General features: G+C 41.4%; 21 protein-coding genes. 8 read left to right on the top strand and 13 right to left on the bottom strand.

Going from position 1 to position 22504, the window contains the following annotated elements; genetic code table 11:
• Positions 1-232 precede the first annotated feature (232 nt).
• The 7 genes from KZA12_RS01610 to fdx all read left to right on the top strand — a co-directional run bounded on the left by KZA12_RS01610 (position 233) and on the right by fdx (position 6317).
• Positions 233-730: an Rrf2 family transcriptional regulator gene (locus tag KZA12_RS01610; protein ID WP_201622290.1), complete on the top strand. Its 498-nt coding sequence runs from the start codon at positions 233-235 to the stop codon at positions 728-730.
• Positions 727-1953 (top strand): IscS subfamily cysteine desulfurase, encoded by a 1227-nt coding sequence (locus tag KZA12_RS01605; protein ID WP_201622291.1) that lies wholly within the window; start codon positions 727-729, stop codon positions 1951-1953. Before KZA12_RS01610 ends, KZA12_RS01605 begins: the two co-directional genes overlap by 4 nt.
• 124 nt (positions 1954-2077) lie before the next feature.
• Complete coding sequence (gene iscU, locus KZA12_RS01600) at positions 2078-2494, top strand: Fe-S cluster assembly scaffold IscU (RefSeq protein WP_218688976.1); 417 nt, start codon at positions 2078-2080, stop codon at positions 2492-2494.
• Positions 2495-2722: 228 nt separating this feature from the next.
• Positions 2723-3043: an iron-sulfur cluster assembly protein IscA gene (gene iscA / locus KZA12_RS01595; RefSeq protein ID WP_201622293.1), complete on the top strand. Its 321-nt coding sequence runs from the start codon at positions 2723-2725 to the stop codon at positions 3041-3043.
• Positions 3044-3173: 130 nt separating this feature from the next.
• Positions 3174-3797 carry a Fe-S protein assembly co-chaperone HscB gene (gene hscB, locus KZA12_RS01590; protein WP_218688975.1) on the top strand — a complete coding sequence of 208 codons (624 nt, stop codon included), beginning with the start codon at positions 3174-3176 and terminating at the stop codon, positions 3795-3797.
• A 175-nt stretch (positions 3798-3972) separates the two neighbouring features.
• Positions 3973-5883 (top strand): Fe-S protein assembly chaperone HscA, encoded by a 1911-nt coding sequence (gene hscA, locus KZA12_RS01585; protein WP_218688974.1) that lies wholly within the window; start codon positions 3973-3975, stop codon positions 5881-5883.
• A 95-nt stretch (positions 5884-5978) separates the two neighbouring features.
• Positions 5979-6317 carry an ISC system 2Fe-2S type ferredoxin gene (gene fdx, locus KZA12_RS01580; RefSeq protein WP_201622296.1) on the top strand — a complete coding sequence of 113 codons (339 nt, stop codon included), beginning with the start codon at positions 5979-5981 and terminating at the stop codon, positions 6315-6317.
• Between the two features lie 217 nt (positions 6318-6534).
• Here the strand turns inward: fdx and KZA12_RS01575 are convergent, their stop codons facing one another.
• From KZA12_RS01575 to KZA12_RS01555, 5 genes are all read right to left on the bottom strand, one after another.
• Positions 6535-7932 carry an adenylate/guanylate cyclase domain-containing protein gene (locus KZA12_RS01575; protein WP_201622297.1) on the bottom strand — a complete coding sequence of 466 codons (1398 nt, stop codon included), beginning with the start codon at positions 7930-7932 and terminating at the stop codon, positions 6535-6537.
• 261 nt (positions 7933-8193) lie between these two features.
• Positions 8194-8625, bottom strand: a complete 432-nt coding sequence (locus KZA12_RS01570; RefSeq protein ID WP_201622298.1) for an HIT domain-containing protein — start codon at positions 8623-8625, stop codon at positions 8194-8196.
• Positions 8626-8947: 322 nt separating this feature from the next.
• Positions 8948-12652 carry a transcription-repair coupling factor gene (gene mfd, locus KZA12_RS01565; protein WP_218688973.1) on the bottom strand — a complete coding sequence of 1235 codons (3705 nt, stop codon included), beginning with the start codon at positions 12650-12652 and terminating at the stop codon, positions 8948-8950.
• Positions 12653-12889: 237 nt separating this feature from the next.
• Entirely contained in the window at positions 12890-13405 is a 516-nt protein-coding gene (gene rraA, locus KZA12_RS01560; RefSeq protein WP_256932794.1) for a ribonuclease E activity regulator RraA, read from the bottom strand.
• Positions 13406-13588: 183 nt separating this feature from the next.
• A complete protein-coding gene (locus KZA12_RS01555; protein WP_201622301.1) occupies positions 13589-14290 on the bottom strand; it encodes an NAD-dependent epimerase/dehydratase family protein in 702 nt (233 codons plus the stop codon).
• 509 nt (positions 14291-14799) lie between these two features.
• Here KZA12_RS01555 and rpsT point away from each other — a divergent pair.
• Positions 14800-15066 (top strand): 30S ribosomal protein S20, encoded by a 267-nt coding sequence (gene rpsT, locus KZA12_RS01550; protein ID WP_010200097.1) that lies wholly within the window; start codon positions 14800-14802, stop codon positions 15064-15066.
• Between the two features lie 140 nt (positions 15067-15206).
• Here rpsT and KZA12_RS01545 read toward each other — a convergent pair whose 3' ends face one another.
• From KZA12_RS01545 to tadA, 8 genes are all read right to left on the bottom strand, one after another.
• Positions 15207-16052, bottom strand: a complete 846-nt coding sequence (locus tag KZA12_RS01545; protein ID WP_218688971.1) for a histidine phosphatase family protein — start codon at positions 16050-16052, stop codon at positions 15207-15209.
• Between the two features lie 135 nt (positions 16053-16187).
• Complete coding sequence (locus tag KZA12_RS01540; protein WP_218688970.1) at positions 16188-16982, bottom strand: metallophosphoesterase; 795 nt, start codon at positions 16980-16982, stop codon at positions 16188-16190.
• A 127-nt stretch (positions 16983-17109) separates the two neighbouring features.
• On the bottom strand, positions 17110-17826 hold the full coding sequence (gene pyrF, locus KZA12_RS01535) for an orotidine-5'-phosphate decarboxylase (protein ID WP_256932770.1): 717 nt from the start codon (positions 17824-17826) through the stop codon (positions 17110-17112).
• A gap of 117 nt (positions 17827-17943) precedes the next feature.
• On the bottom strand, positions 17944-18357 hold the full coding sequence (locus tag KZA12_RS01530) for a lipopolysaccharide assembly protein LapA domain-containing protein (RefSeq protein ID WP_218688969.1): 414 nt from the start codon (positions 18355-18357) through the stop codon (positions 17944-17946).
• 71 nt (positions 18358-18428) lie between these two features.
• On the bottom strand, positions 18429-18728 hold the full coding sequence (locus KZA12_RS01525; RefSeq protein WP_216580787.1) for an HU family DNA-binding protein: 300 nt from the start codon (positions 18726-18728) through the stop codon (positions 18429-18431).
• 309 nt (positions 18729-19037) lie between these two features.
• The gene (gene rpsA / locus KZA12_RS01520) at positions 19038-20729 is read right to left on the bottom strand and encodes a 30S ribosomal protein S1 (RefSeq protein WP_201622306.1); all 1692 of its coding nucleotides are present in this window, start codon (positions 20727-20729) and stop codon (positions 19038-19040) included.
• A gap of 329 nt (positions 20730-21058) precedes the next feature.
• Positions 21059-21811 (bottom strand): (d)CMP kinase, encoded by a 753-nt coding sequence (gene cmk / locus KZA12_RS01515; protein ID WP_218688968.1) that lies wholly within the window; start codon positions 21809-21811, stop codon positions 21059-21061.
• Positions 21812-21935: 124 nt separating this feature from the next.
• Entirely contained in the window at positions 21936-22499 is a 564-nt protein-coding gene (gene tadA / locus KZA12_RS01510; protein WP_201622308.1) for a tRNA adenosine(34) deaminase TadA, read from the bottom strand.
• Between the last annotated feature and the right edge of the window lie 5 nt (positions 22500-22504).

Here is a 22504-nt window from a genome sequence, read left to right as displayed (position 1 = left end):
CGGGATTCAGTATAATAGCCGTATCGCAGCACATATTACACGCAACATACCTTATATTCAGGTTCAATAGTCTATTGTTTAATTGCAATAACAGGTGATTTAGCTTCTGTATTAGGTGCTCACGATAAGCTGTATTTCTATTATAACAATCATAGGTCTATTTAATAAAACCTAACACAGAAATAAGCTCGTTATTGAATTTAACTTACTATGACTCAGTTGGGGATATATTATGCGCTTGACTACCCGAGGTAGATACGCGGTTACCGCCTTGTTAGATTTAGCATTACAAACCAGTCAACAAGACTGCGCAGTTTCCCTATCTGACATTGCCAAGCGCCAATCCATCTCTATCTCCTATCTTGAGCAGCTATTTTCTAAATTGCGTAAGCAAGGATTAGTTACTAGTATTCGCGGGGCATCTGGTGGCTATTATTTAGCCAAGCCGCTTAACGAAATCGATGTCATGACTATTATCTCTGCAGTTGATGAGTCAGTTAATGCGATGCAATGTGAAGGCCGTGGGGATTGTCAGGGCGGTACTATGTGCTTAACTCATGATCTTTGGTGCGCATTATCCAATCACATTGAACATTACTTAAAGAACATTACCTTAGCACAATTACTAGATATGGAACACGTACAATCTATCTCAGAACGTCAACAGATCTCTGTTTTAAAAGACATTAATACTATTACTTTATCGACCAGCGAGGCAAACCCAGCATGAGCCAACATAACCAACTTATTTATTTAGATTATGCCGCCACAACGCCAGTTGCCAGAACGGTAGCCGCTAAGATGAGCGAATATCTAACAGTAGATGGCATCTTTGGTAACCCAGCATCACGTTCACACGGCTATGGCTGGCAGGCCGAAGAAGCAGTAGAAACTGCTCGCCAGCAAGTTGCTGAAGTAATCAACGCTGATCCTCGTGAGATCGTCTTCACTTCTGGTGCTACAGAGTCAGATAATTTAGCTATCAAAGGTGCTGCGCATTTTTATCAATCACGTGGCAAACATATCATTACCAGCAAAATCGAACATAAAGCAGTGCTAGATACTTGCCGTGAGCTTGAGCAAGAAGGTTTTGAGATTACTTACCTTGAGCCACAAAAGAGCACAGGCTTAATCTTACCAGAACAAGTTAAAGCCGCTTTGCGTGAAGACACTATCTTAGTATCATTGATGGTAGTTAACAATGAACTAGGTACTCTGACTGATATTGCCGCCATTGGTGAACTCACTCGTGCCGCCAACGTAGTATTCCATGTTGATGCTGCTCAAGCGGTTGGTAAAGTGCTTATCGATGTGCAAACCACTAAAGTTGATTTGATGAGTTTCTCAGGTCATAAAGCTTATGGTCCTAAAGGTATCGGTGCCTTGTTTGTCAGTCGTAAACCTCGTATTCGTCTAAAAGCAGAGCAACATGGTGGTGGTCATGAACGTGGTATGCGTTCAGGTACTCTACCTACTCACCAAATCGTCGGACTTGGCGCCGCCTTTAGCTTAGCTAATGAACGCCATAAAGAAGACAATGCTCATGCAGCAAAACTACGTCAAAAGCTTTGGGATGGTTTACAAGATATTGAAGAGATTTACTTAAACGGTGACCTCGAGCACAGTGTGCCTAATATCGTAAACATCAGCTTTAACTTCGTAGAGGGTGAGTCATTAATGATGTCACTCAAAGATTTGGCAGTATCTTCAGGTTCAGCTTGTACTTCAGCTACCTTAGAGCCCTCTTATGTACTACGTGCTATTGGTCGTCCAGACGAGTTAGCGCACAGCTCTATTCGCTTTAGTTTCGGTCGTTATACTACCGAAGAAGACATCGATACCGTTATCAGTCAGATGCACTCTGCTGTAGATAAACTACGTGCCCTATCACCACTTTGGGATATGTATCAAGAGGGTGTTGATCTAGATTCAGTCGAATGGGCTGAACATTAAGAGCTGACCGTAAACCATTATTTATCAGACAATACCGTCAATTACGAGTAAATGTTTGACCCCAATTTAGATGAGCAACCAGCTGCTTAGCACTATTGCTCATCATCTAACCAGGAGAATACTCATGGCCTATAGTGACCAAGTTATTGATCATTACGAAAATCCACGCAATGTTGGCAACCTTGATAAAAATGCCAAAAACGTTGGTACCGGTATGGTTGGCGCTCCAGCTTGTGGCGATGTAATGCGCTTACAAATCCAAGTTGATGACAACGGTATCATTGAAGATGCACGTTTTAAGACTTACGGTTGTGGTTCAGCTATCGCTTCAAGCTCACTAGTAACTGAGTGGCTTAAAGGTAAAAGCTTGGATCAAGCAGGTGAAATCAAGAACAATGATATCGCCAAAGAGCTTGCGCTACCACCAGTGAAAGTACATTGCTCTGTACTAGCAGAAGATGCTATCAAAGCCGCTATTAGCGACTATAAAGGTAAGCACAGCGCTGTTAGCACTGAAGCGAAAGAAGCTGCAACTAGCTAAATGGCTCAAAGTAATTAGCACTTGATTACCGTATAAGTTATAACAAGCTGCTTGAGCTATAGAGGTGACAATAACGTTTATGTAATTGTCACCTTTTATTTTATGCTCATTCTCAACAGCAAAAATTTCTAAAAAACAAGCTATTAGTACTAGCCGTTACCTTGATTGGTTACTTGAATTTTAGTCTTGATAGCACAATATTATTATCAATAATTAATAGGAGTTGGCATGATTGAAATGACAGAACGCGCCGCTCAGCATGTTCGAGATTTTTTGGACAATCGCGGCAAAGGTGAAGGTATCAGAGTCGGTATTCGTACTGCTGGTTGCTCAGGTTTGGCTTATGTCTTAGAGTTCGTCGATACCCCTGACGACAATGACACTCGTTATGAAAGCCGTGACGTTAGTATTTTTATAGATCCAAAAAGCTTAGTGTATTTAGATGGTCTGTTGATGGATTATGAAAAAGAAGGTCTTAATGAAGGCTTTAAGTTCACTAACCCTAATCAAAAAGGTGAATGTGGCTGTGGCGAGTCCTTTACAGTATAGAATCCGTTTGCCTGTACAGCGCACATGCGTCAGGTTACTGTAAAAAATCCAGCCCTGTTTAGTTTAACTATTTCTCAAGGCTAAGCATCGTTTAGTTTATTGCAAAGCTCATTTACATAAGGCCGCTAACATGACTTCAGTTACTACCTCTCAGTTAGATACTTCTATCACTGAAACTAACCTTCCTGAGGCTCAGTTCGATAATTTTTTTGCATTATTTGAGCAGCCGGTACAGTTTGAGCTGATACAAAACCAGCTTGATCAGCGTTTACGTCAACTGCAAAAGCACTATCATCCTGACAATGTTGCCAAGAATAGCACTGAAGCTAATGTTGCCAAGTCTCTACAACAAGCCGAGCAAGCTTCTGCAATTATTAATCAAGCCTATCAAACTTTGAGTAGAGCAGATAGCCGAGCCGGTTACCTACTGGATATGGCTGGGCAAGCACAAACGCTAGAGAATTCAATCGCTGACTTAGAATTTTTAGAAGATGCTATGGATCTGCGTATTGATTTGGATGAAGCCATTGATAGTAAGGATAAGTCAACCTTACAACAGTTACATCCACAGATAGCGGACCGTCTAAGCACTCAAGCTATGTATTTTAATCAAGCTTATACTAGTCAGGACTGGCAAACGGCTATCGATGCTACGCAAAAGCTAAAGTTCTTAGTGAAACTAGACGCTGATATCACTATAGCCCTTGATAATTTGGCTGATAGCCATCAAACAGATGATGACTTGTACGTTTAATTAGCTTCCAAAGCTATTTAAAGTTGTGCTTGAGGTTAAATAGCGGTTACCAATACCGTATAATCTGCAAAACGTTATAGCAGTCTAATTGCGATATTCTACTGCTATAGTTAGTTATTATTTTTGGCAAGTATTTTGCCCTTATATTTTATTCATTCTATCTTTGAGTTGTCTTATGTCTTTATTACAAATCGCTGAACCCAATCAAAGTGCACAGCCACATAAGCATCGTTTCGGTATCGGTATAGATTTAGGAACGACGCGCTCATTAGTAGCTGTGGTTCGCTCAGGTAAAGCGCAAGTACTAGAGGCCAATAACCCTAAAGATACTTTATTACCCTCTGTAGTTTACTATCCAGCGACTGGTACCCCTCTAGTCGGTGATGAGGCGCTAAATCACTTATCTGATGATCCTCAGAACACTATCATTTCAGCTAAACGCTTTATGGGTCGTAGCCAAGCAGATATCAAATTCTCTCATCCTTATCAGTTAAGCGGTGATAAAGAAGATATGCCAGCCTTTGTGACTGCCCAAGGTGAAGTGTCTCCAGTAGGGGTCTCAGCGCGAATACTAGCGGCACTTAAGCTGCGTGCGCTCAGTGCTCTACCTGAAGACAGTATCGAGGGGGCGGTGATCACTGTTCCTGCCTATTTTGATGAGGCGCAGCGCCAAGCTACTAAAGATGCGGCGCAAGCTGCTGGTATCAAAGTACTGCGTTTACTCAACGAGCCTACGGCAGCAGCAGTCGCTTATGGCCTCGACAAAATAGCTCAGCGCACCGATAGTACAGCGGATAGTAGTGCAGAAAACAATAGCGAACAGTACTATCTTATTTATGATCTCGGTGGTGGTACTTTTGACGTGTCTATCCTTAAGCTAACCGATGGGGTATTTGAAGTGTTAGCCACTGGTGGTAATAGTGCGCTTGGCGGTGACGATATCGACCGCCTGTTAACTAACTGGTTGATTAAACAGCTTGATATCGCGCCTAGTGATGTCAGCTTGCATGACAAATCGCTACTAGCGCAGCAAGCTAAGCAGTATAAGCAAGCACTGACCGACCATCAGCAAGTCAATATCAATATCACCATCAACGATCAAGCCTTTCAAGGGGTATTGAGTCGTGAAGATTTATTGACTATCGCTGAGCCAGTCAATCGTCGTACCTTAGCGGTATGTGAGCAAGTACTGCGTGATGCCAAACTTAATATCGATGCATTAGACGAGGTGATATTAGTCGGTGGCTCTACTCGTATGCCAGCCGTACAGCAAATAGTCACTGAGTTTTTTGCTAGAGAGCCTTTGTGTCGTTTGAACCCTGATGAAGTTGTCGCTTTGGGTGCGGCCCAAACCGCGCATCAGCTAGTTAATGGTGACAGTAATAGCAACTTACTGCTACTCGATGTTACGCCTCTATCGCTTGGCCTTGAAACTATGGGCGGTCTGGTTGAAGTGCTTATCGCGCGTAATACCCCTATCCCAGTCAAGAAGCGCCAAGTATTCACAACATATCAAGATGGACAGACGGGTATGGTCATCCATGTAGTGCAAGGCGAGCGTGAGACCGTAGATAACTGCCGTTCGCTTGGACGCTTTGAGCTGTATGGTATTCCGCCGATGAAAGCTGGTTTTGCGCGCATTGAAGTTACTTTCAGTATTGATGCTAATGGTCAGCTGACGGTTAGTGCGCAAGAAACCACGAGCAAGACTGAAAGTAAAATTGAGATCACTCCTGCTTATGGTTTATCAGATGAGCAAAAAGAGCAGTTGTTGATTGCTGGTTTTAAATATGCCGAAGAAGATAAAAACGCGCGCTCATTGATAGAGACTAAAGTAGAAACTGAGCGTGAATTATTGGCTTTACAATCAGCACTAACTGACTTTGCCCCCTTATTAGACGCAGAAGAGCAGCAGACTTTAGCCACGCAGATGCAACAAATGCAGACGGCTTTAAGTACTGGTGACTTAGCGTTGATTGACGCTCAACGAGCTAAGCTCAAGCCACACAGTGATAACTTCGCTGCCCGTATTATGAACCAAAGCGTCAAAACCAGTATGGCTGGAACTAAAGCTCAAGATTGGTAAATCCTAAATCGGTAGCGGATGATCGCTACTTGATGTTATGTCATTATTTTTATATCTCACTTTTTTTGAACTCATTAGCAGCGGATAATTAACCCATGCCAAAGATTACTATATTACCACATTTTGAAATTTGCCCAGAAGGGATTGAAGTTGAACTAGAGTCTGGCAATAACCTATGCAAAGCATTATTAGAAAAAGGCATCAGAGTTGAACATGCCTGCGAGATGTCAAAAGCTTGCACCACTTGTCATGTAGTCGTGCGTAAAGGTTTTGATAGTTTAGAGGAAATGGATGATATTGAGGCTGACTTGTTAGATCGTGCTTGGGGTCTAGAGGCAGATTCACGCTTATCTTGTCAAGTAATGATAGAAGATGACGACTTAACCATCGAGATTCCTAAATATACTTTGAACCATGCTAAAGAAAATCATTAATTACATAAATTGCTGTTGATTGGATTATAAAAGCGGGTTAAGTTAATCGCCTATATTTGTAAAATCAGTCATAAAAAAGCCTACTATAGTTATGATAGTAGGCTTTTTTAATCGTCTTAAATAGCTTCTTTTGCTTATTAAGCACCTCAATTATAGTCTCGCTTTTCATCCTAGCGGCTATTTATCAGTCTCAAGTACTATTTATTAGTATCAGGTACTACTTGTTGCTCTGCTGGCTAGTAGTTGCCGCATTACTCTCTCTTTCAATGCGTTCAAGAGCAAAATTCAGCCTACTTCTGATCTCTTGATAATCCTCATCTTGCATGTCTTTAAAGTTTAGATGCAAGTTAAAACCAGGTAAAGTATGATCGACCCACTTCGATAATTGATCTTCATTGGCGCTAGGATCTAGTACTTGCCAAGTTTCTATTTCCTTGTTAAAACCTTTTAGCTGAAAAGCACCCACATACTTACACTCGTAATCGTGACAAACATAGTCATGAGTGCGTCTACTGATCAGAATCTCTCCTTTGCCAGCCATAACCTCTAAGCGAGCTGCTAAGTTAGCTTCTCTACCAATAACCGTATAACTGAGACGATTATCACTGCCAAAATTGCCCACATGACAGTAGCCAGTAGTGATTCCTATACGTACATATAACCCCTCAAAGCCCATTAACCGCCACTTCTGTCTTAAGCTACGCATCTCTCGGCGCATATCAATAGCCATAGCTACACAGTCTAGAGCATCTTGACGGGTACCACGGCTACTAGGCTCACCAAAGAAGCAAACCATCCCATCACCGATAAACTTATCGAGAACCGCTTCATGCTTATGAGCAATGGCGGTCATACACTGCATATAAGTATTTAGGATTTCTGCTAAGTTATCCGCACTTAGACTATCAGACAACTCAGTAAAGCCAGCGATATCCGAAAACATAATGGATAGCTTGGCACGTTTATTATCTATAGAGACCGGTTTATTTTCTTTTACAATCGGTTGCCATACTTGCAAAGGTATAAAAAGCGTTAACTTATTAATAATCGATAACATCGTTTTAGCTTGCCCTGTGGCTTGCTTGGCAGTGGTGTTATAACTAAGATACTGATGATGCATATGCCAAAACTGCTGCAAGATCACCGCAATACTAGCCAGCAATACTGAAGATGGTAGCCACCCTGTATTACAATCGAGTTTATTATCATTTAAGGTAATACTGACATAGTAAAATATCCATATACTGACCATAGAGATGATAAGTAATCTTAATCGACTATCAGGCTCACTAGTCAAAATGCGTACACCGATCAATAAGCTTAAACTAAGCGATAACACTACACAAAACTGCATAGACCCAATAACAGTAGATAATAAAATCACTACTATATTAGAAGTCCAGAAGCTAGTTTGACGCCGATAGTTGTAAATCAAAATCATCAAACTAGGAATGCTGACAGCCACGAATAATGCCATCGATTCGGGAGTAAACTTGGAATGTAGCACTATGAGAGTCACAGTAAGCAACAATACTAGGACTTCTGGATAATCAAAGCTACCCACAGTATGGGATTTGGACGAGGGATCAGGTTTCAGTGGCTCTAAAACGACCATACTATTGACTCGTTATTACCAAAAGAAAATAAGGAGAAGGAGTTGCAAGACATGTCTTTTGATAAGGCTTTATCAGCTTATAGATTATAAGGATATAATCATATAGATAATCTACCGTTTGTCACAAAAAAACGCCTTATATCAAATAATTTAGCTAAAAAATCCTAAATTATCGATAACGGCGTTTAATATATCAAACGAGCGGCGTAAAAACGGCTCTATTACCTAGTTATCTAGCGCTTACAGTACAGCAGTCGCCTCTCACATTTGCCAATCAAAAGGCATTTGATGATGTCCACGTAGCGCCATCATCAAAGTTTGCTGCATTTGTGCCATAACTTCTTGGCTATAAGGTATCGCAGGTATACCCCATACTGGGTTTGGCCATTGACTGTCATTTTGGTAACGTACAATATGATGAAAATGTAATTGTGGCACTTGATTACCAAGAGCTGCGACATTCATTTTATCCGCCTGAAAAGTCTTAGCTAACTGGCTCGATAACCAGCTTGACTCACGTAAAAACTGCGTCTGATCGCTCTCAGACAACTCATAAAGCTCCTTAATGCCTGATACTCGTGGTACCAATATCAACCAAGGAAACTGACAATCATTAATCAAACGACAAGTTGATAACGGGAAATCGCCCACCAAAAAACTATCGGCAGCAAGCTTAGGATGTAATTGGAACATAATGACGGTTTCTCTTGTTATAAAGTATTAATAAAGGAAATAAAACCCACAAAAAGTCTACTGACGTCATTTTATCAGTTATCTAACAGATAAAATAGCGTCATTGTCATATCTACCTTAACTGTACTAGGGTTAAATATTGTTAGAAATTATCTAATAGACCAGTACAACCAAGGCCATTATTCATAGTCGCAATGACGACCCAATCAAACAACAAGCTCTATCCTATAATAAGATAGACAACTTTACAAATAACCCTTAGCGTTAATAAGGGCTACCTAGCTAAGTTTATAGTCTAAATGCCTAAGCTATAGTAAAACCTCTATGCAGGCTCTACTACTTTATGATTATCAAAATAGCGTAACAAGTCTTGGACCGCCGTTACCCGCTGTTGCGCAGTTGCAAGTTTAGCCGAGTCACTATAACGAATACCTGATGCGCCATTCATACGATAACGCTGACCATCAGTCTGAATCAATTTTATAATAGCTAAAGCGTCAACTGGCGTATCAGGAGCGAACTCTAAAGTCATACTATTACTATTAGCATCGATCTTATTAATCATCAATGGCTCAGCTTGGATACGCAGTCCATGTACTGCAAATAGCTGCTTAGTTTGATCGGGTAAAGTGCCAAATCGATCAATCATTTCAGTACGAATATCGATTAAAGCTTCTCGATCATCGGCATTACTAATACGCTTATAGAACAGCAAACGTTGATGCACATCATGCAGATACTCTTCAGGTATCAGCGCCGAGCTATGTAAGTTAATCTCACTAGTCAATGATAACGGGGTATTTAGATCGGGCTCACGACCAGCCTTGATCGCTTTAGTAGCACGCTCTAGCATATCCATATATAGGCTAAAGCCTATCGCTTGCATATTACCACTCTGCTGCTTACCGAGTATCTCGCCTGCTCCGCGAATCTCTAAATCTTCGCTGGCTAGCATAAACCCTGCCCCTAAAGTATTAGCACGCTCGATGGCATGCAAGCGCCGCTTAGCATCGCCTTTTAGCCCCTTAAGTGATGGCACAAGCAAGTAGCAATAGGCTTGGTGATGGCTACGTCCCACTCGACCACGCAACTGATGCAGTTGCGCTAAGCCAAATTTATCAGCACGCTCGATAATGATAGTATTAGCATTAGGAACATCGATACCCGTTTCGATGATAGTAGAGCAGATCAGCACATTGAAGTTCTTATGGTAAAACTGCTCCATAACTTGCTCAAGCTGACGCTCCTGCATCTGCCCGTGTGCAACCCCTACTCTAGCCTCGGGTACTAGCTCACGGATAGTTTCTGCCATACGCTCAATACTAGCTACATCATTATGCAGCAAATAAACTTGCCCACCTCGTAGTAGCTCACGTAATATAGCCTCTTTCATCAAAGCATCTGTTTTTTGCATCACAAAAGTCTTGATAGCCAAACGACGTGCTGGCGGGGTGGCGATAATAGACATATCTCGCATACCTGATAATGCCATATTCAGAGTACGCGGAATAGGAGTAGCAGTCATTGACATGCTATCGACATCAGTCTGAATAGCTTTGATACGCTCTTTGTGCCGGACACCGAAACGATGCTCTTCATCGACAATCATCAAGCCTAAGTTAGAAAACTTAACATCAGGCTGTAGCAACTTATGAGTACCGATAACAATATCAACTTTACCCGCTGCTAAGTCAGTTAACACTGTCTGTTGATGCTTTTTGCCCCCGAATCGCGATAAGGTTTCGATACGTACCGGCCAATCAGCGAAACGATCACGGAAGTTGTCTTCGTGCTGTCCTGCCAGCAAAGTAGTTGGCACTAATACCGCCACTTGATAACCCGCACTAACCGCGATAAAGGCTGCTCGCATAGCGACTTCCGTTTTACCAAAACCCACGTCACCACATATCAAGCGATCCATTGGCTGATTTTGTTTCATATCCTCCATCACCGCATGAATAGCATTGGCCTGATCCGGAGTCTCTTCAAAAGCAAACTGACTAGCAAATAGCTCATATTGCGAGATATCAATTTTGAAATGAATACCAACTTTGGCTTCACGTCTAGCCTGTATATTAAGTAGCTCAGCAGCGACGTCATGTATCTGCTCGAGGGCTTTTTGCTTGGCCCTATCCCACTTCCCACTGCCAATCTTATGTAAAGGGGCAAGCGCTGGATCACCGCCACTATAGCGGCTAATCATTTGCAAATTAGCAACTGGCACATAAATACTGGCTTCATCAGCGTATTTTAAGTGAATAAACTCTTGGTCACCATCACCGACATCTAAGGTAATCAAACCGTTATAGCGACCGATACCGTGCTCAATATGCACAATAGGGCTGCCTTGGGTCATTTCAGTAACGCTCTTGACTAAGAACTCTTCTGACACCCCACTTTGGCGACGGCGACGAGTTTGCAACACTTGCCGGCCAAACAGTTGGGTCTCACTAATAATCACTAAGCGCTCAGGGACATAAACACCGCGCTCAATAGGAGCAACTGTGAGCCCGACATGAGGACGTTGGTTGTTAGTATTTAAAGCACTAGAGTGTTCAGCCGCCAGAAATTCTTTGAAAGTTGCATATGCAGTGACATCAATCTTGCCCTTAAACAGCTCAATCAAAATCTCTCGACGACCCGCAGTTTCGGCAACGATCAATACTGGGGTCGCAGCTTGTGCTTGTAACCCTAAAAAAGCTAATAGCTCAGCTAGCGGTTCAGACTTCTGATGATTGACTGCTAGCTGCGGTGGTGGTTGAACATTTAAGGTGACTAAACCTTGTTGTTTATTTACAGTTAAAGCTGATACTGAGCTCTCGTTATCAATTGAAGCCACATCCGTCATCTGCACAAGCTCATTACGCGCGCTTAGGATAACTCGCGGATAACGGTTCAGATGCTCGTTTAGGGTATTAGATAACAAATACAATAATTCAGGGGCAACGATAGGCTTGTCGATATCATGACGACGCTCTTCATAACGCCGTTGAATCTGTGACCAATACTCAACTTGATGCTCGCTAATTAGCTCATCAGTGATTAACAAGGCATTACTAGGCAGATAAGCGAAGAGGCTACTCTCCTGAACCCAGTCTTTTAGATCAAAAAATAACGGCTGGTAATATTCAACACCACTACTAGAGATACCAGCCATTACATCTTTATACAGCTCAAATTTGCGACTACTGGTATTAGGGAACATCGCCGCAAAGTTCATCCGAAAGGTTTCTCTACCTTCTTCTAGTGGGAACTCTTTTGCTGGTAGAATCTGGAACTGTTGAATAGGCTTAGAGATATCAGGTAGCTTGTGTAATAGCGATATCGACTCTTTACCCATACTGCTATCATTGCCAGATAACATCGCTTTAAGATCATCCTCAGTAAGCGTACGCTGGGTTTGTGGATGAAAAAACCGAATAGTCTCAATCTCGTCATCGAACAAATCTAAGCGCAGTGGAAAGGGTTGGCCCATCGCAAAAATATCAATGATACTGCCACGTACAGCAAACTCTCCTGGCTCAAATACATTTTCGACCGCTCGGTAACCGGCTTTTGCTAATAACTCACGCTGGGTATTAATATCGAATTGATCGCCCACACTAAGATCAAAATGTTGACCTATTAACCAGCTTGGAGGTGCAACACGATGCATCAAAGCTTGAATAGATATCAACAGCACCCCTGAAGTTGGCATATCAGTCAGCAGGTTAATACGTTCGCTGACAATATCTTGATGCGGTGACAACTCATCGTAGGTTAAAGTTTCCCAATCAGGAAACACATAAGCGTCGACGCCACAAAACGCCAACTCAGTCTCAATTTGATTAAGCTGATTTTGATCGCGAGTGACTACTACTTTTAGGCGCTCTGCCACATCCCAAAATGGTGATTGAATCAAGCTTGCTAGCCATAAGCTACTGACAGCACCATGCACCGGCGTCAGCCAGCGTCGCTGCGCATTGTCAATGGGGAATAGCTGCTGGTTAATAGGGGCAAAAGCATCAGTCAGAGCAGTAATAGGCATAGATAGTAGGATCTAAGTTAAAAGTCAGAGGGTTATTATACGAATTTTTTGCCGTTTGACCAAAATGTATGCCGTAACGGTTTGTGATTAAGATGACAATTGGTTTACTAAAGCAAAAATCCCAGCCGCTAAGCTGAGATTTATAACCTGCTGTATTTTATCAGTACTATACTTGCTAAGTATTACGTTGTTATAAGTACTACAGGTAAGCAATATAATAACGAATAAAATTATAGGCTATATCAAGGCTCTATCGCTAGCAATGATCCCATTGTTATCTGCATATATAAACATACCCGAATTAAGGGTCAAGTCACCAAAGCTAATTTCAAGATCGGTTTGACCTTCATCGCGGCGGTTAGATTTGCGTGGGATGCAACCCAATGCCATAACGCCAAGTTCCATTTGAGCCATATCATCAACATCACGCACACAGCCATAAATGATGATGCCCGCCCAGTCATTGTCTATCGCCGACTGCGCAATCATATCGCCTAGTAGCGCACAACGCATAGAGCCGCCACCGTCAACTACTAGCACTTTACCTTCGCCATTGCTGTCTTTGCCATCGCTATTAAGCAAAGATTTGACACGACTATTATCCTCAAAACATTTTACTGTGACAATCTCGCCACAAAATCTATCTTTGCCACCAAAACTGTAAAATGACTTACCCTCGATATTTGGCAGGCAAACTTGCGACTCAAGATTGGCATCTAAAAGATCACAAGTGACAAAATTCTCTTTATTCATAGTAACTTCTGACATCTATACACTCCTTGTTGATAATTATTATTAAGCTTTATCTTAAAGCACTTCTAATAGTGATTATTATTGATAATAGCGTTGTTACTGTTACTGTTACTGTTGTTATAACTATTGATACTTAGGCTATTTTTAGCTTGTATGTCTATTTATTGCTACTGAGTAGTTAGCTTAATGTTTTACTCGCGTCATCGCAAGCATCTGCTTATTTTCGATAACAGTGACATTATTGATACTAGGTTCAGGGCGGTACTTGTTGCGCTCATATATATCGTGAGCGCTCATCGCCATAGCACTAGCGACACGTTTGGCAGAGATAGGATGTAGCGGTAGGGATTCAGATAACAGCGGCGAAATCAGCTGAAAAGCTTTTTGACTGATGCTCTCTAACGGACGCCCTTTGTGTTTGCCAAGTAATAATGAGGGACGAAATATTACCAACTGGCTAAAATCCAACTCAGTTATCGAGTTTTCTGTCTCAGCTTTCACTTTATTGTACAAGAAGCGGCTATCAATATCAGCATTCATTGATGAGAGTAAAAAGAAGTTTTCCACACCCTTGCTATGACAGAGCTTAGCAAAGTTAACATTATAATCATGATCAACTTTACGGAAGACTTCATCACTGCCGGCCTGTTTTTTAGTAGTGCCAAGGCAACTAAAAGCGTCAGTACTCTTATTTACCCCAATGCTAGTAAACACTTCGGTTAAGTTGTCAAAATCATTAACTTGATAAAAATGCATACTGGCATTGATATAGCGCGGTGGACGCCGTGCAATCACGATTAAGGTATCGTAAAGCTCACTAAGCTGCTTGACAAGATGTTGTCCTACCAACCCTGTCGCGCCAATAACTATTGCTTTTCGTTGCATATCTTGTCCATTTTTAGAGTCGTGAGGTCTACCGACCTAATTGTTAAAAAGGTAAGCCCATAACAACCATTGTTACTAATAAAAGCCACCAATGCAATTGGCTACTAAAAGTATGGTATTTCGGTGAGGAGATATTAATATCATACCTAAGTTGGCGAATAACGGAGTGGTTTGTTGACGATTTATTGTAAGGGATTTTATCAGCTAAGTATATTAGGGTCATATTTGCTAATCATAGCCGTATTACGCCAAATACTAGCTAAGTATTGCACTTGTTTACGCATTGGCTATCAAATATATTGTTCTAAGCGCAATAATTTGCTAAGATAACCGCCTTTACACGTTAAGGCTATTTAATTATTCCAAATAGTCTCAGCGTTTGCGATGGCTTATTTATATTTGTCATCGATATTATTAATAATGAAACGGCTGTTCATTACTAATGATGATTAAGCCAATTATTGCAACTCACATTCATATTTTTATCTGTCTTTATCAAGGAGATACGCGTGGCTAATACTGCACAAGCTCGTAAACGCGCCCGTCAAAACACCAAACGTCGTCAGAACTCTGCGTCACAACGCTCTATGGTTCGTACTTACTTAAAGCGTGTTGATGCGGCAATCGCAGCTAAAGATTATGACGCGGCTACCGAAGCTTACAAAAAAGCGGTACCGGTTCTTGATCGTATGGCTGACAAAGGTATTATTCATAAGAATAAAGCGGCTCGTCGTAAAAGTCGCCTAAACAAAACTATCAAAGGCCTACAAGCTTAAGACTGTTTTAGTTTAGACTGTACGAAAAAAAACCTTGTCCTAGTGACAAGGTTTTTTTATGCCGATAAAAAGCTATTTAAATACGGCTAATCACCTTAGTTAATGCGTTAGTAAACAAACCGCAGACTCAATTAGTAAGCTTAATGCCACTTAACTTCAGGTGGTAGCAATAACTTGCTCTGATGGCTCTGAGGATAGCCTGAAGAGTAATAATCCTCCAGTAAGCTGCTCACGGTACGGCTATGGACTTTACCACGCCAGACGAGATGAACGCTAGTTTCAATAAAAGGTTTATCATCGAACCACAAAAACACTCCCTCCATCATCTTTGGCCAATCATTCCAGCCCACTTCTTTGATGTCGAACATTACAGCCAAGAATGCTGATAATAAAGTGTCATGACTGACTGCAAGCATTAAATGACCTTGCTCTGGCTGATGCTGATAAAACAACGACAAGATATCTATGCCACCTTGATAAGAATTCTTGGTGCCTTGAAGATTACCTTGCAAAAACCTATTGATGAAATTTAGTACCCCAATCTCTTTAAATACCTCACTGACCGTTTCAGGCTCAGTCACTAAGCTGCCAGGCTCTACTAATAATGACTGATGCGCTATGCAACGTTGCAAGCCTGCACCTTCTTGCATCAATTGTGCGGTGTCAATACACCGTCCTATAGGGCTTGAGATGCTATCAACATCAAGGGAGTAAGGTAGATTACCGTCTAGCCAACGCCCCCAAGACTTAGCCAGTACCCGACCCTTAGCAGTTAGTGGCAGCTGATAGCTAGTAAAGCCGTTACCATCAGAACGCTCACGTAATGAGTGTCTAGTGAATAGAATCAGTCGTTTGTCAGTAGGCAATAAGCTAACTGAAGGCACCATACTATCGGGCAGATGCGCAGGTGCTGATATGTTCAATACTGGCTTTACCAGCGTTTCAGCTGATAATTCAGCACTAGATGATGTAGGGTATTTGCTCATAATAGCTAGCGTAGCAGATTTTTTGTCTGGAGTGAACGAAATACAAATTTGGTAGCAATATAACTAAAGATACCTGAAAATAACTAACGCTGTTAGCATTATTAGTAATTAACCATTAATACCCGGTAATACGCTCTAAATCTCGATCACTCTATCCCAAGCAAACTCAATATCGGTACTACTAACCTCATTAGGATAAGCCCGAGGATTAACGATGACTCTAGTTTTATCAATACGATAATCAAAGGCTTCATGGGTATGGCCATGCACCCATAATACTGGTGCCCAAGACTCACTCATCCATGCCGATAAATCACTGACAAAAGCGGCATTACTAGGTAAGGTGGCATACTTCTCTGACACTGATAGAGGGCTAATACTGTGATGACTCATGACTATCGTTTTTTTGCCTAATTCCTCAGCCGTAATCAGCGCTTGCTGAAGCCAGTGACGTTGCCTAGTATGTAACTGTATTGATAACTCAGGCGAGAATAGATCCGTACCAGCATAGATTTGCTTATAATCACGCATGAAGCGTCGGGCCGTTGCCATAGTGTCTTCATTGGCTTGATACTGATAATCTGTCCACAAGGTACAGCCTAGAATACGTACTTCACCTATGTCTATATGCTGACATTGCAGCACCCTAACGCCTTGGTTGCTCACTGCATTATAGTTGTCCCAAGTAGCCAGCTTCTGATCGAAATGTAGCACGTCTTCATTAAAATACTCATGATTACCAGCAACCGTAATTAGCGGTACTTGCAAGCGTTCTGCCTGCTGCTGCAGCCACGGCATGCCAGTATCACTGTTTGCAGTATCACCAGCCACTAACACTACATCGGCATCCGTCTTTGGGATGTGACCTAGCTCTTGTGATTGTCTGGCGTAACTGTCTATATGTAAGTCACTTAAAATCTGTAGTTTCATACTATCCAATATTAATAAAAAATGTTAATTAGTTAACCTACCCCCTATTTATATAGGGCTAGAAACTAAAAAAGACAACTTTAAGCGTTGTCTTTTTTAATTATAGGCTTATTTGCTTATTTGCAGATCAAATACTGTGCAATATCTGCTGTAACTTGGCGGTTGGATTAACTGCTTGAGTGATCGAACGTCCGATAACCAAATAGTCAGAGCCTTCTGCAAGTGCCTGTTTAGGGGTGCAGATACGTTGCTGATCATCATTACTATCTTCTGGCAGGCGTATACCGGGCGTAATTAGCTTAAAGTCATGGCCACACAGTGCCTTGATCACTTTTGCCTCTTGCGCTGAACATACTACCCCATCAAGACCTGAGCGTTGAGTTAACTGAGCTAAGCGACTGACTTGAGTATCTAAATCACTTTCCACTCCAATCTGCGCTAGCATAGTCTGATCCATAGAAGTGAGGACTGTGACAGCGATGAGGAGCGTCTGATAATTGCCGTCTAGCAGACGTCGCTTAGCTAATGACATAGCTTTTTCGCCAGCGCTAGCATGGACATTAACCATCCACACTCCCATGTCAGCAGCTGCTAGAACTGCTTGTGCTGTAGTATTGGGAATATCATGGAACTTTAAGTCCAAAAAGACTTCAAACTGACGCTGATGTAGAGCTTCTACAATAGCAGGGCCTGAACGAGTAAATAACTCTTTACCTACTTTTAAGCGGCAAAGCGTTGGATCCAAGCTATCTGCTAATGCTAGAGCCTCAGCTATTGACGCACTGTCTAAAGCCACAATAATTGGAGAAGTTATCTGCTTAGAAATTTGTAAATTATCAGTCATAGCGATGCCGTTCTATATCATATTTTAAATTAATATTACGCTAGGACATGTTGAACCTTCGATTACAGCAATGACTACCTAGGAAGATTCAACACGAATAAATAGTAACTATAACTATTAGTCAAGTTTACGTTTGCTCAGTACTGTTGCATCTGAAGGATTAGCAATTCTATTACTGTCATTATCGATACGAACATTAGAGGCACCATAAACCGCCTCTTCTACTGTTGGTGCGTTAGCTTGTCTATCTATAACTACCTTGGCCTGATCTAACTGCTCTTGTAGGCTATTATTCTGCTTTTGTAAGCGCGATATTTCCCACTTGTTCTGCAAGACTCGGAACATTAATAACGCTAATAGCAAGCCAATGATAATACCTAAAATCATACAAAGTATGAGCAATAACCCTAAATTCATAGCAGGGGCTTGCGAGAATAGCAGGTTTACACCTATATCAGCATTATTGGCTAAGACTAAGCCTAATGCATAAGCAAAGCTCAAAAATAACAATATAAATAACAGAATACGCATGGTATAAGCACCTTAACAGTAAGTATTAGAGACTAATTTAAAACAACTCGTTACCAATAAAAAGCCAATAGTTAAGCTATGGTGTCGTTTACTGCCTCACGCAAAGCTTTACCGGGTTTAAAATGAGGAATAGCTTTAGCTGGTACTGGAACGCTTTCTCCCGTTTTTGGATTACGACCCATACGAGCTCGACGATGATGAAGACAAAAACTACCAAATCCACGAACTTCCACTCGACCATCATTCGCTAAGGTATCTACCATCAAGTTTAGTATTTCGCGTACAGCATCATCTACAACGACATCAGTCATAGTGTCACAGTTAACACTTAAGTTATTGATAAAATCAGATTTATTAATCGTTTGTTGCATTGTTACGCTTGCCTTATTAGTAAATGGTTACGTTTGCCAATGGAATTTTGACTCAAGCAAAATTTAATTAGAGAGGTTAAAGATTTCTCTAAAGATGTATATTTACTATTTTACATTTAGTTACTAGTATTGTACATAGTAATAGGAAATTCGGTCAATATCAACAGAATATCATTATCTTAAACAACCATGGTTTTTGGCCTTAATCCTATAAAAGAGTCAATAATAGTAAAATACAAATGCAAAAAGAGCGACCTAAGTCGCTCTCTTATAGTATTACTTATTGATCAGTGGTTATTAAAAAGCAGTTTATTGCATTTGCTCTTTGATCAAGTCACCAATAGTTTTTGGCTGAGCATCAGAACCTGGAGCAGCAGCAGTAGTGCTTGCGCCGCCAAGATCTTTAATTGCTTGACGCTCTTCAGCTTCATCTTTAGCTTTGATTGACAAGCTGATGTTACGAGTCTTACGATCAACACTGATGATTTTAGCTTCAACATCATCACCAACAGTCAGATGCTTAGTAGCATCTTCAACGCGGTCACGTTGGATCTCAGAGGCACGTAGATAAGCTTCTACTTCGTCTGCAAGCTCAATAGTTGCGCCTTTAGCATCAACTTCTTTTACTTTACCATTAACGATAGCACCACGGTCATTGTTAACCAAGTATTCGTTAAATGGATCTGAACTTAGTTGCTTAACGCCTAGGCTGATACGGTTAGCTTCTGCATCTACAGACAATACCATAGCTTCTACGGTGTCGCCTTTATTGTAGTTACGGATAGCGTCTTCGCCAGTCTCATTCCAAGAGATATCAGATAGGTGTACTAGACCATCGATACCGCCATCTAGACCAATGAAGATACCAAAGTCAGTGATTGACTTGATAGTGCCAGAGATTTTATCACCGCGCTCATGTTTCTTATCAAACTCATCCCATGGATTAGCAAGAGTCTGTTTGATACCTAAGCTGATACGACGACGTTCTTCATCGATATCAAGAATCATTACTTCAACTTCATCGCCCACTTGAACTACTTTAGATGGGTGGATGTTTTTGTTAGTATGATCCATCTCTGATACGTGAACTAGACCTTCGATACCTTCAGAGATTTCAGCGAAACAACCATAATCAGTAAGGTTAGTTACGCGAGCTTTAACTACGCTACCTACTGGGTAAGTACCACCAACGTTATCCCAAGGATCAGTACCAAGTTGTTTTAGACCTAAGCTTACGCGATTGCGCTCACGATCAAACTTCAATACTTTAACTTTTAGGTCTTGACCAACTTCAACGACTTCAGATGGATGCTTAATACGACGCCATGCCATATCAGTGATATGCAATAGACCATCGATACCACCTAGATCTACGAACGCACCATAATCAGTAAGGTTCTTAACGATACCTTCGATCTCGATACCTTCTTCAAGCTTGTTCAATAGCTCTTCGCGTTCAGCTGAGTTTTCAGCTTCCATAACGGCACGACGACTAACAACAACGTTGTTACGCTTTTGATCAAGTTTAATAACTTTAAACTCTAGCTCTTTGCCTTCAAGGTGCGTAGTGTCACGAATAGGACGAACATCTACTAATGAACCTGGTAGGAACGCACGTACTGAACCGATATCAACAGTAAAACCGCCTTTAACTTTACTTGAAATGATACCTTTTACGATCTCATCATTGTCAGAGATTTTTTCAAGGATATTCCAAGTTTCAACGCGTTTGGCTTTTTCACGTGACAGTAAGGTTTGACCCATACCGTTATCAACCGCTTCAACCACAACGTCGACAGTATCGCCAACTTCAACTTCAAGTTCGCCTTCTTCGCTTAAAAACTCTTCACGAGCGACAATACCTTCAGATTTCAGACCAGTATCAACAGTGATCCAGTCGTTATCGATGGCCACAACAGTACCTGTAATAACCGAGCCACGCTCGATATCAAGACCTGTTTCTTCAATGCTCGCTTCAAATAGTTCAGCAAATGATTCCATTATGTCTACCTTTGTATAGCCGTATCCTGTCCAGCACAGTACGGATCAAATTTATGAATACATAAAACGAGATACTGGTTTTATATCCTACATATTCATATAATAAAACAGTTGTTGCTAATAAGTTTAAAGCGGTAACTCACTAGCAACAACAGTCTCAGCCTACTCAAACTCTATAATGCGGTTATGTATTTTCTACTAAATAACACTATGCAAGCTATGTCATTCTAATTACTGCAATTTTATAGTAAAAACCCTATCTTTAGAAGATGTTTTACGTAGCTATTGCATTTATTTTTATACTACTAAAAATCTTTAGCTATTTATAACTAATCGCAACAGATACCCTTGGCTTGACAATGGCTCTTTATCTGCTGATAAACTTGCTGTGCATTTAGTACTGAGCTATCGATTACTAGTGCATCTGCTGCCGGCTTCGATGGCGCAATCGCACGATTCTCATCACGATCATCACGAGCTTTAATCGTTGCTAAAATTGAGTCATAACTTGCATTCTCTCCAGCATCCGTCAACTGGGTTACTCGGCGCGCTGCACGGGCTTGGGCACTAGCAGTCAGAAACACTTTAGCGTCGGCATCTGGAAACACTACCGTCCCCATGTCACGACCATCAGCGACTAACCCTGAACGACTGGCCATATCTTGCTGCAGTTGCAATAGTGCCTGACGAACTTGTGGGAATACCGCTACTTGTGAAGCATAGCCACCAACGGTTTCATTACGAATATCAGTACCGATTAAAGTGCCATCAACTAAAATATCTACATTGCCAGTGGCTTCGTTCGGCTTAAAGCTAATAGCTAACTTTTGAGTTAAAGCCGCAATCGCTTGTTCATCTAATAAGCTATCTGCTAATAGGCCAGCTTCAAAAGCCTTAAGTCCAACTATGCGATATAAAGCTCCCGAGTCTAGGAGTTGGTAATCCAGCTCTTTGGCTAAACGCCATGCTGCCGTGCCTTTACCTGCACCGCTTGGCCCATCAATACAAATAACTGGATAGCGTAGCACTTGGCTACTTTTATCAGCAGCTTTAGTATCAGATAATGACGTAAAAGCAGTCATAGAACTCACTTATAGGCACTCAGGGTAATGTTAGCTATATATTTTTCACAGCCAAATAGGCGCATATTATAGCAAATAAATAGGACTACCACTAGCCTAGTGACAGCAATTTTGTTTATTAATATTATTGTGGTTTATTTTTCTTAGCTGCTTTTCGGCGCTGACGAAAGAAGGCTTTTAGCAGCTGAGCACTAGACTCGTTCAGCAAGCCTCTATTCACCTGCAATTGATGGTTATAAAAATCTTTACTACTCAAGTCCATTTGACTACCTACCATACCTGCACGAGGCTCAAAAGCGGCATAGACCAACCTATCAACACGGGCATGAATCATGGCCCCAATGCACATTGTACAAGGCTCTAGTGTCACATATAAAGTAGTCTTTGGCGCTAAGCGGTAGTTATTCAAATGCTGACAAGCTCCCCTAATTGCCACGATCTCTGCATGAGCTGTTGCATCGTGACGGCCTATAGGCTCATTAAAGCCATTACCAATAATGGCATTGTCATGAATCAACACGGCCCCTACTGGCACCTCACCACAAGCGGCACCTTGTTGTGCCAGCGTCAAAGCATAATGCATCCATTGAACATCTTGCAATGACCAAAACTTACTATTAGCGAGCGACTGGCTTATTGATGGCCAGTCATTTGGCAATCGTCTAAGGTGCTGAGAGTTATTATTCATCATTG

The organism is Psychrobacter sp. BF1 (genome assembly GCF_019279065.1).
GTDB lineage: Bacteria > Pseudomonadota > Gammaproteobacteria > Pseudomonadales > Moraxellaceae > Psychrobacter > Psychrobacter urativorans.
This window is presented reverse-complemented; position numbering and strand designations above follow the sequence as displayed.

What these genes read in the sequence shown, in the direction of transcription:
- KZA12_RS01610 (WP_201622290.1), top strand. Translation starts at nt 233, where the DNA reads ATGCGCTTGACTACCCGAGGTAGATACGCGGTTACCGCCTTGTTAGAT.
- KZA12_RS01605 (WP_201622291.1), top strand. Translation starts at nt 727, where the DNA reads ATGAGCCAACATAACCAACTTATTTATTTAGATTATGCCGCCACAACG.
- iscU (WP_218688976.1), top strand. Translation starts at nt 2,078, where the DNA reads ATGGCCTATAGTGACCAAGTTATTGATCATTACGAAAATCCACGCAAT.
- iscA (WP_201622293.1), top strand. Translation starts at nt 2,723, where the DNA reads ATGATTGAAATGACAGAACGCGCCGCTCAGCATGTTCGAGATTTTTTG.
- hscB (WP_218688975.1), top strand. Translation starts at nt 3,174, where the DNA reads ATGACTTCAGTTACTACCTCTCAGTTAGATACTTCTATCACTGAAACT.
- hscA (WP_218688974.1), top strand. Translation starts at nt 3,973, where the DNA reads ATGTCTTTATTACAAATCGCTGAACCCAATCAAAGTGCACAGCCACAT.
- fdx (WP_201622296.1), top strand. Translation starts at nt 5,979, where the DNA reads ATGCCAAAGATTACTATATTACCACATTTTGAAATTTGCCCAGAAGGG.
- KZA12_RS01575 (WP_201622297.1), bottom strand. Translation starts at nt 7,932, where the DNA reads ATGGTCGTTTTAGAGCCACTGAAACCTGATCCCTCGTCCAAATCCCAT.
- KZA12_RS01570 (WP_201622298.1), bottom strand. Translation starts at nt 8,625, where the DNA reads ATGTTCCAATTACATCCTAAGCTTGCTGCCGATAGTTTTTTGGTGGGC.
- mfd (WP_218688973.1), bottom strand. Translation starts at nt 12,652, where the DNA reads ATGCCTATTACTGCTCTGACTGATGCTTTTGCCCCTATTAACCAGCAG.
- rraA (WP_256932794.1), bottom strand. Translation starts at nt 13,405, where the DNA reads ATGAATAAAGAGAATTTTGTCACTTGTGATCTTTTAGATGCCAATCTT.
- KZA12_RS01555 (WP_201622301.1), bottom strand. Translation starts at nt 14,290, where the DNA reads ATGCAACGAAAAGCAATAGTTATTGGCGCGACAGGGTTGGTAGGACAA.
- KZA12_RS01545 (WP_218688971.1), bottom strand. Translation starts at nt 16,052, where the DNA reads ATGAGCAAATACCCTACATCATCTAGTGCTGAATTATCAGCTGAAACG.
- KZA12_RS01540 (WP_218688970.1), bottom strand. Translation starts at nt 16,982, where the DNA reads ATGAAACTACAGATTTTAAGTGACTTACATATAGACAGTTACGCCAGA.
- pyrF (WP_256932770.1), bottom strand. Translation starts at nt 17,826, where the DNA reads ATGACTGATAATTTACAAATTTCTAAGCAGATAACTTCTCCAATTATT.
- KZA12_RS01530 (WP_218688969.1), bottom strand. Translation starts at nt 18,357, where the DNA reads ATGCGTATTCTGTTATTTATATTGTTATTTTTGAGCTTTGCTTATGCA.
- KZA12_RS01525 (WP_216580787.1), bottom strand. Translation starts at nt 18,728, where the DNA reads ATGCAACAAACGATTAATAAATCTGATTTTATCAATAACTTAAGTGTT.
- rpsA (WP_201622306.1), bottom strand. Translation starts at nt 20,729, where the DNA reads ATGGAATCATTTGCTGAACTATTTGAAGCGAGCATTGAAGAAACAGGT.
- cmk (WP_218688968.1), bottom strand. Translation starts at nt 21,811, where the DNA reads ATGACTGCTTTTACGTCATTATCTGATACTAAAGCTGCTGATAAAAGT.
- tadA (WP_201622308.1), bottom strand. Translation starts at nt 22,499, where the DNA reads ATGAATAATAACTCTCAGCACCTTAGACGATTGCCAAATGACTGGCCA.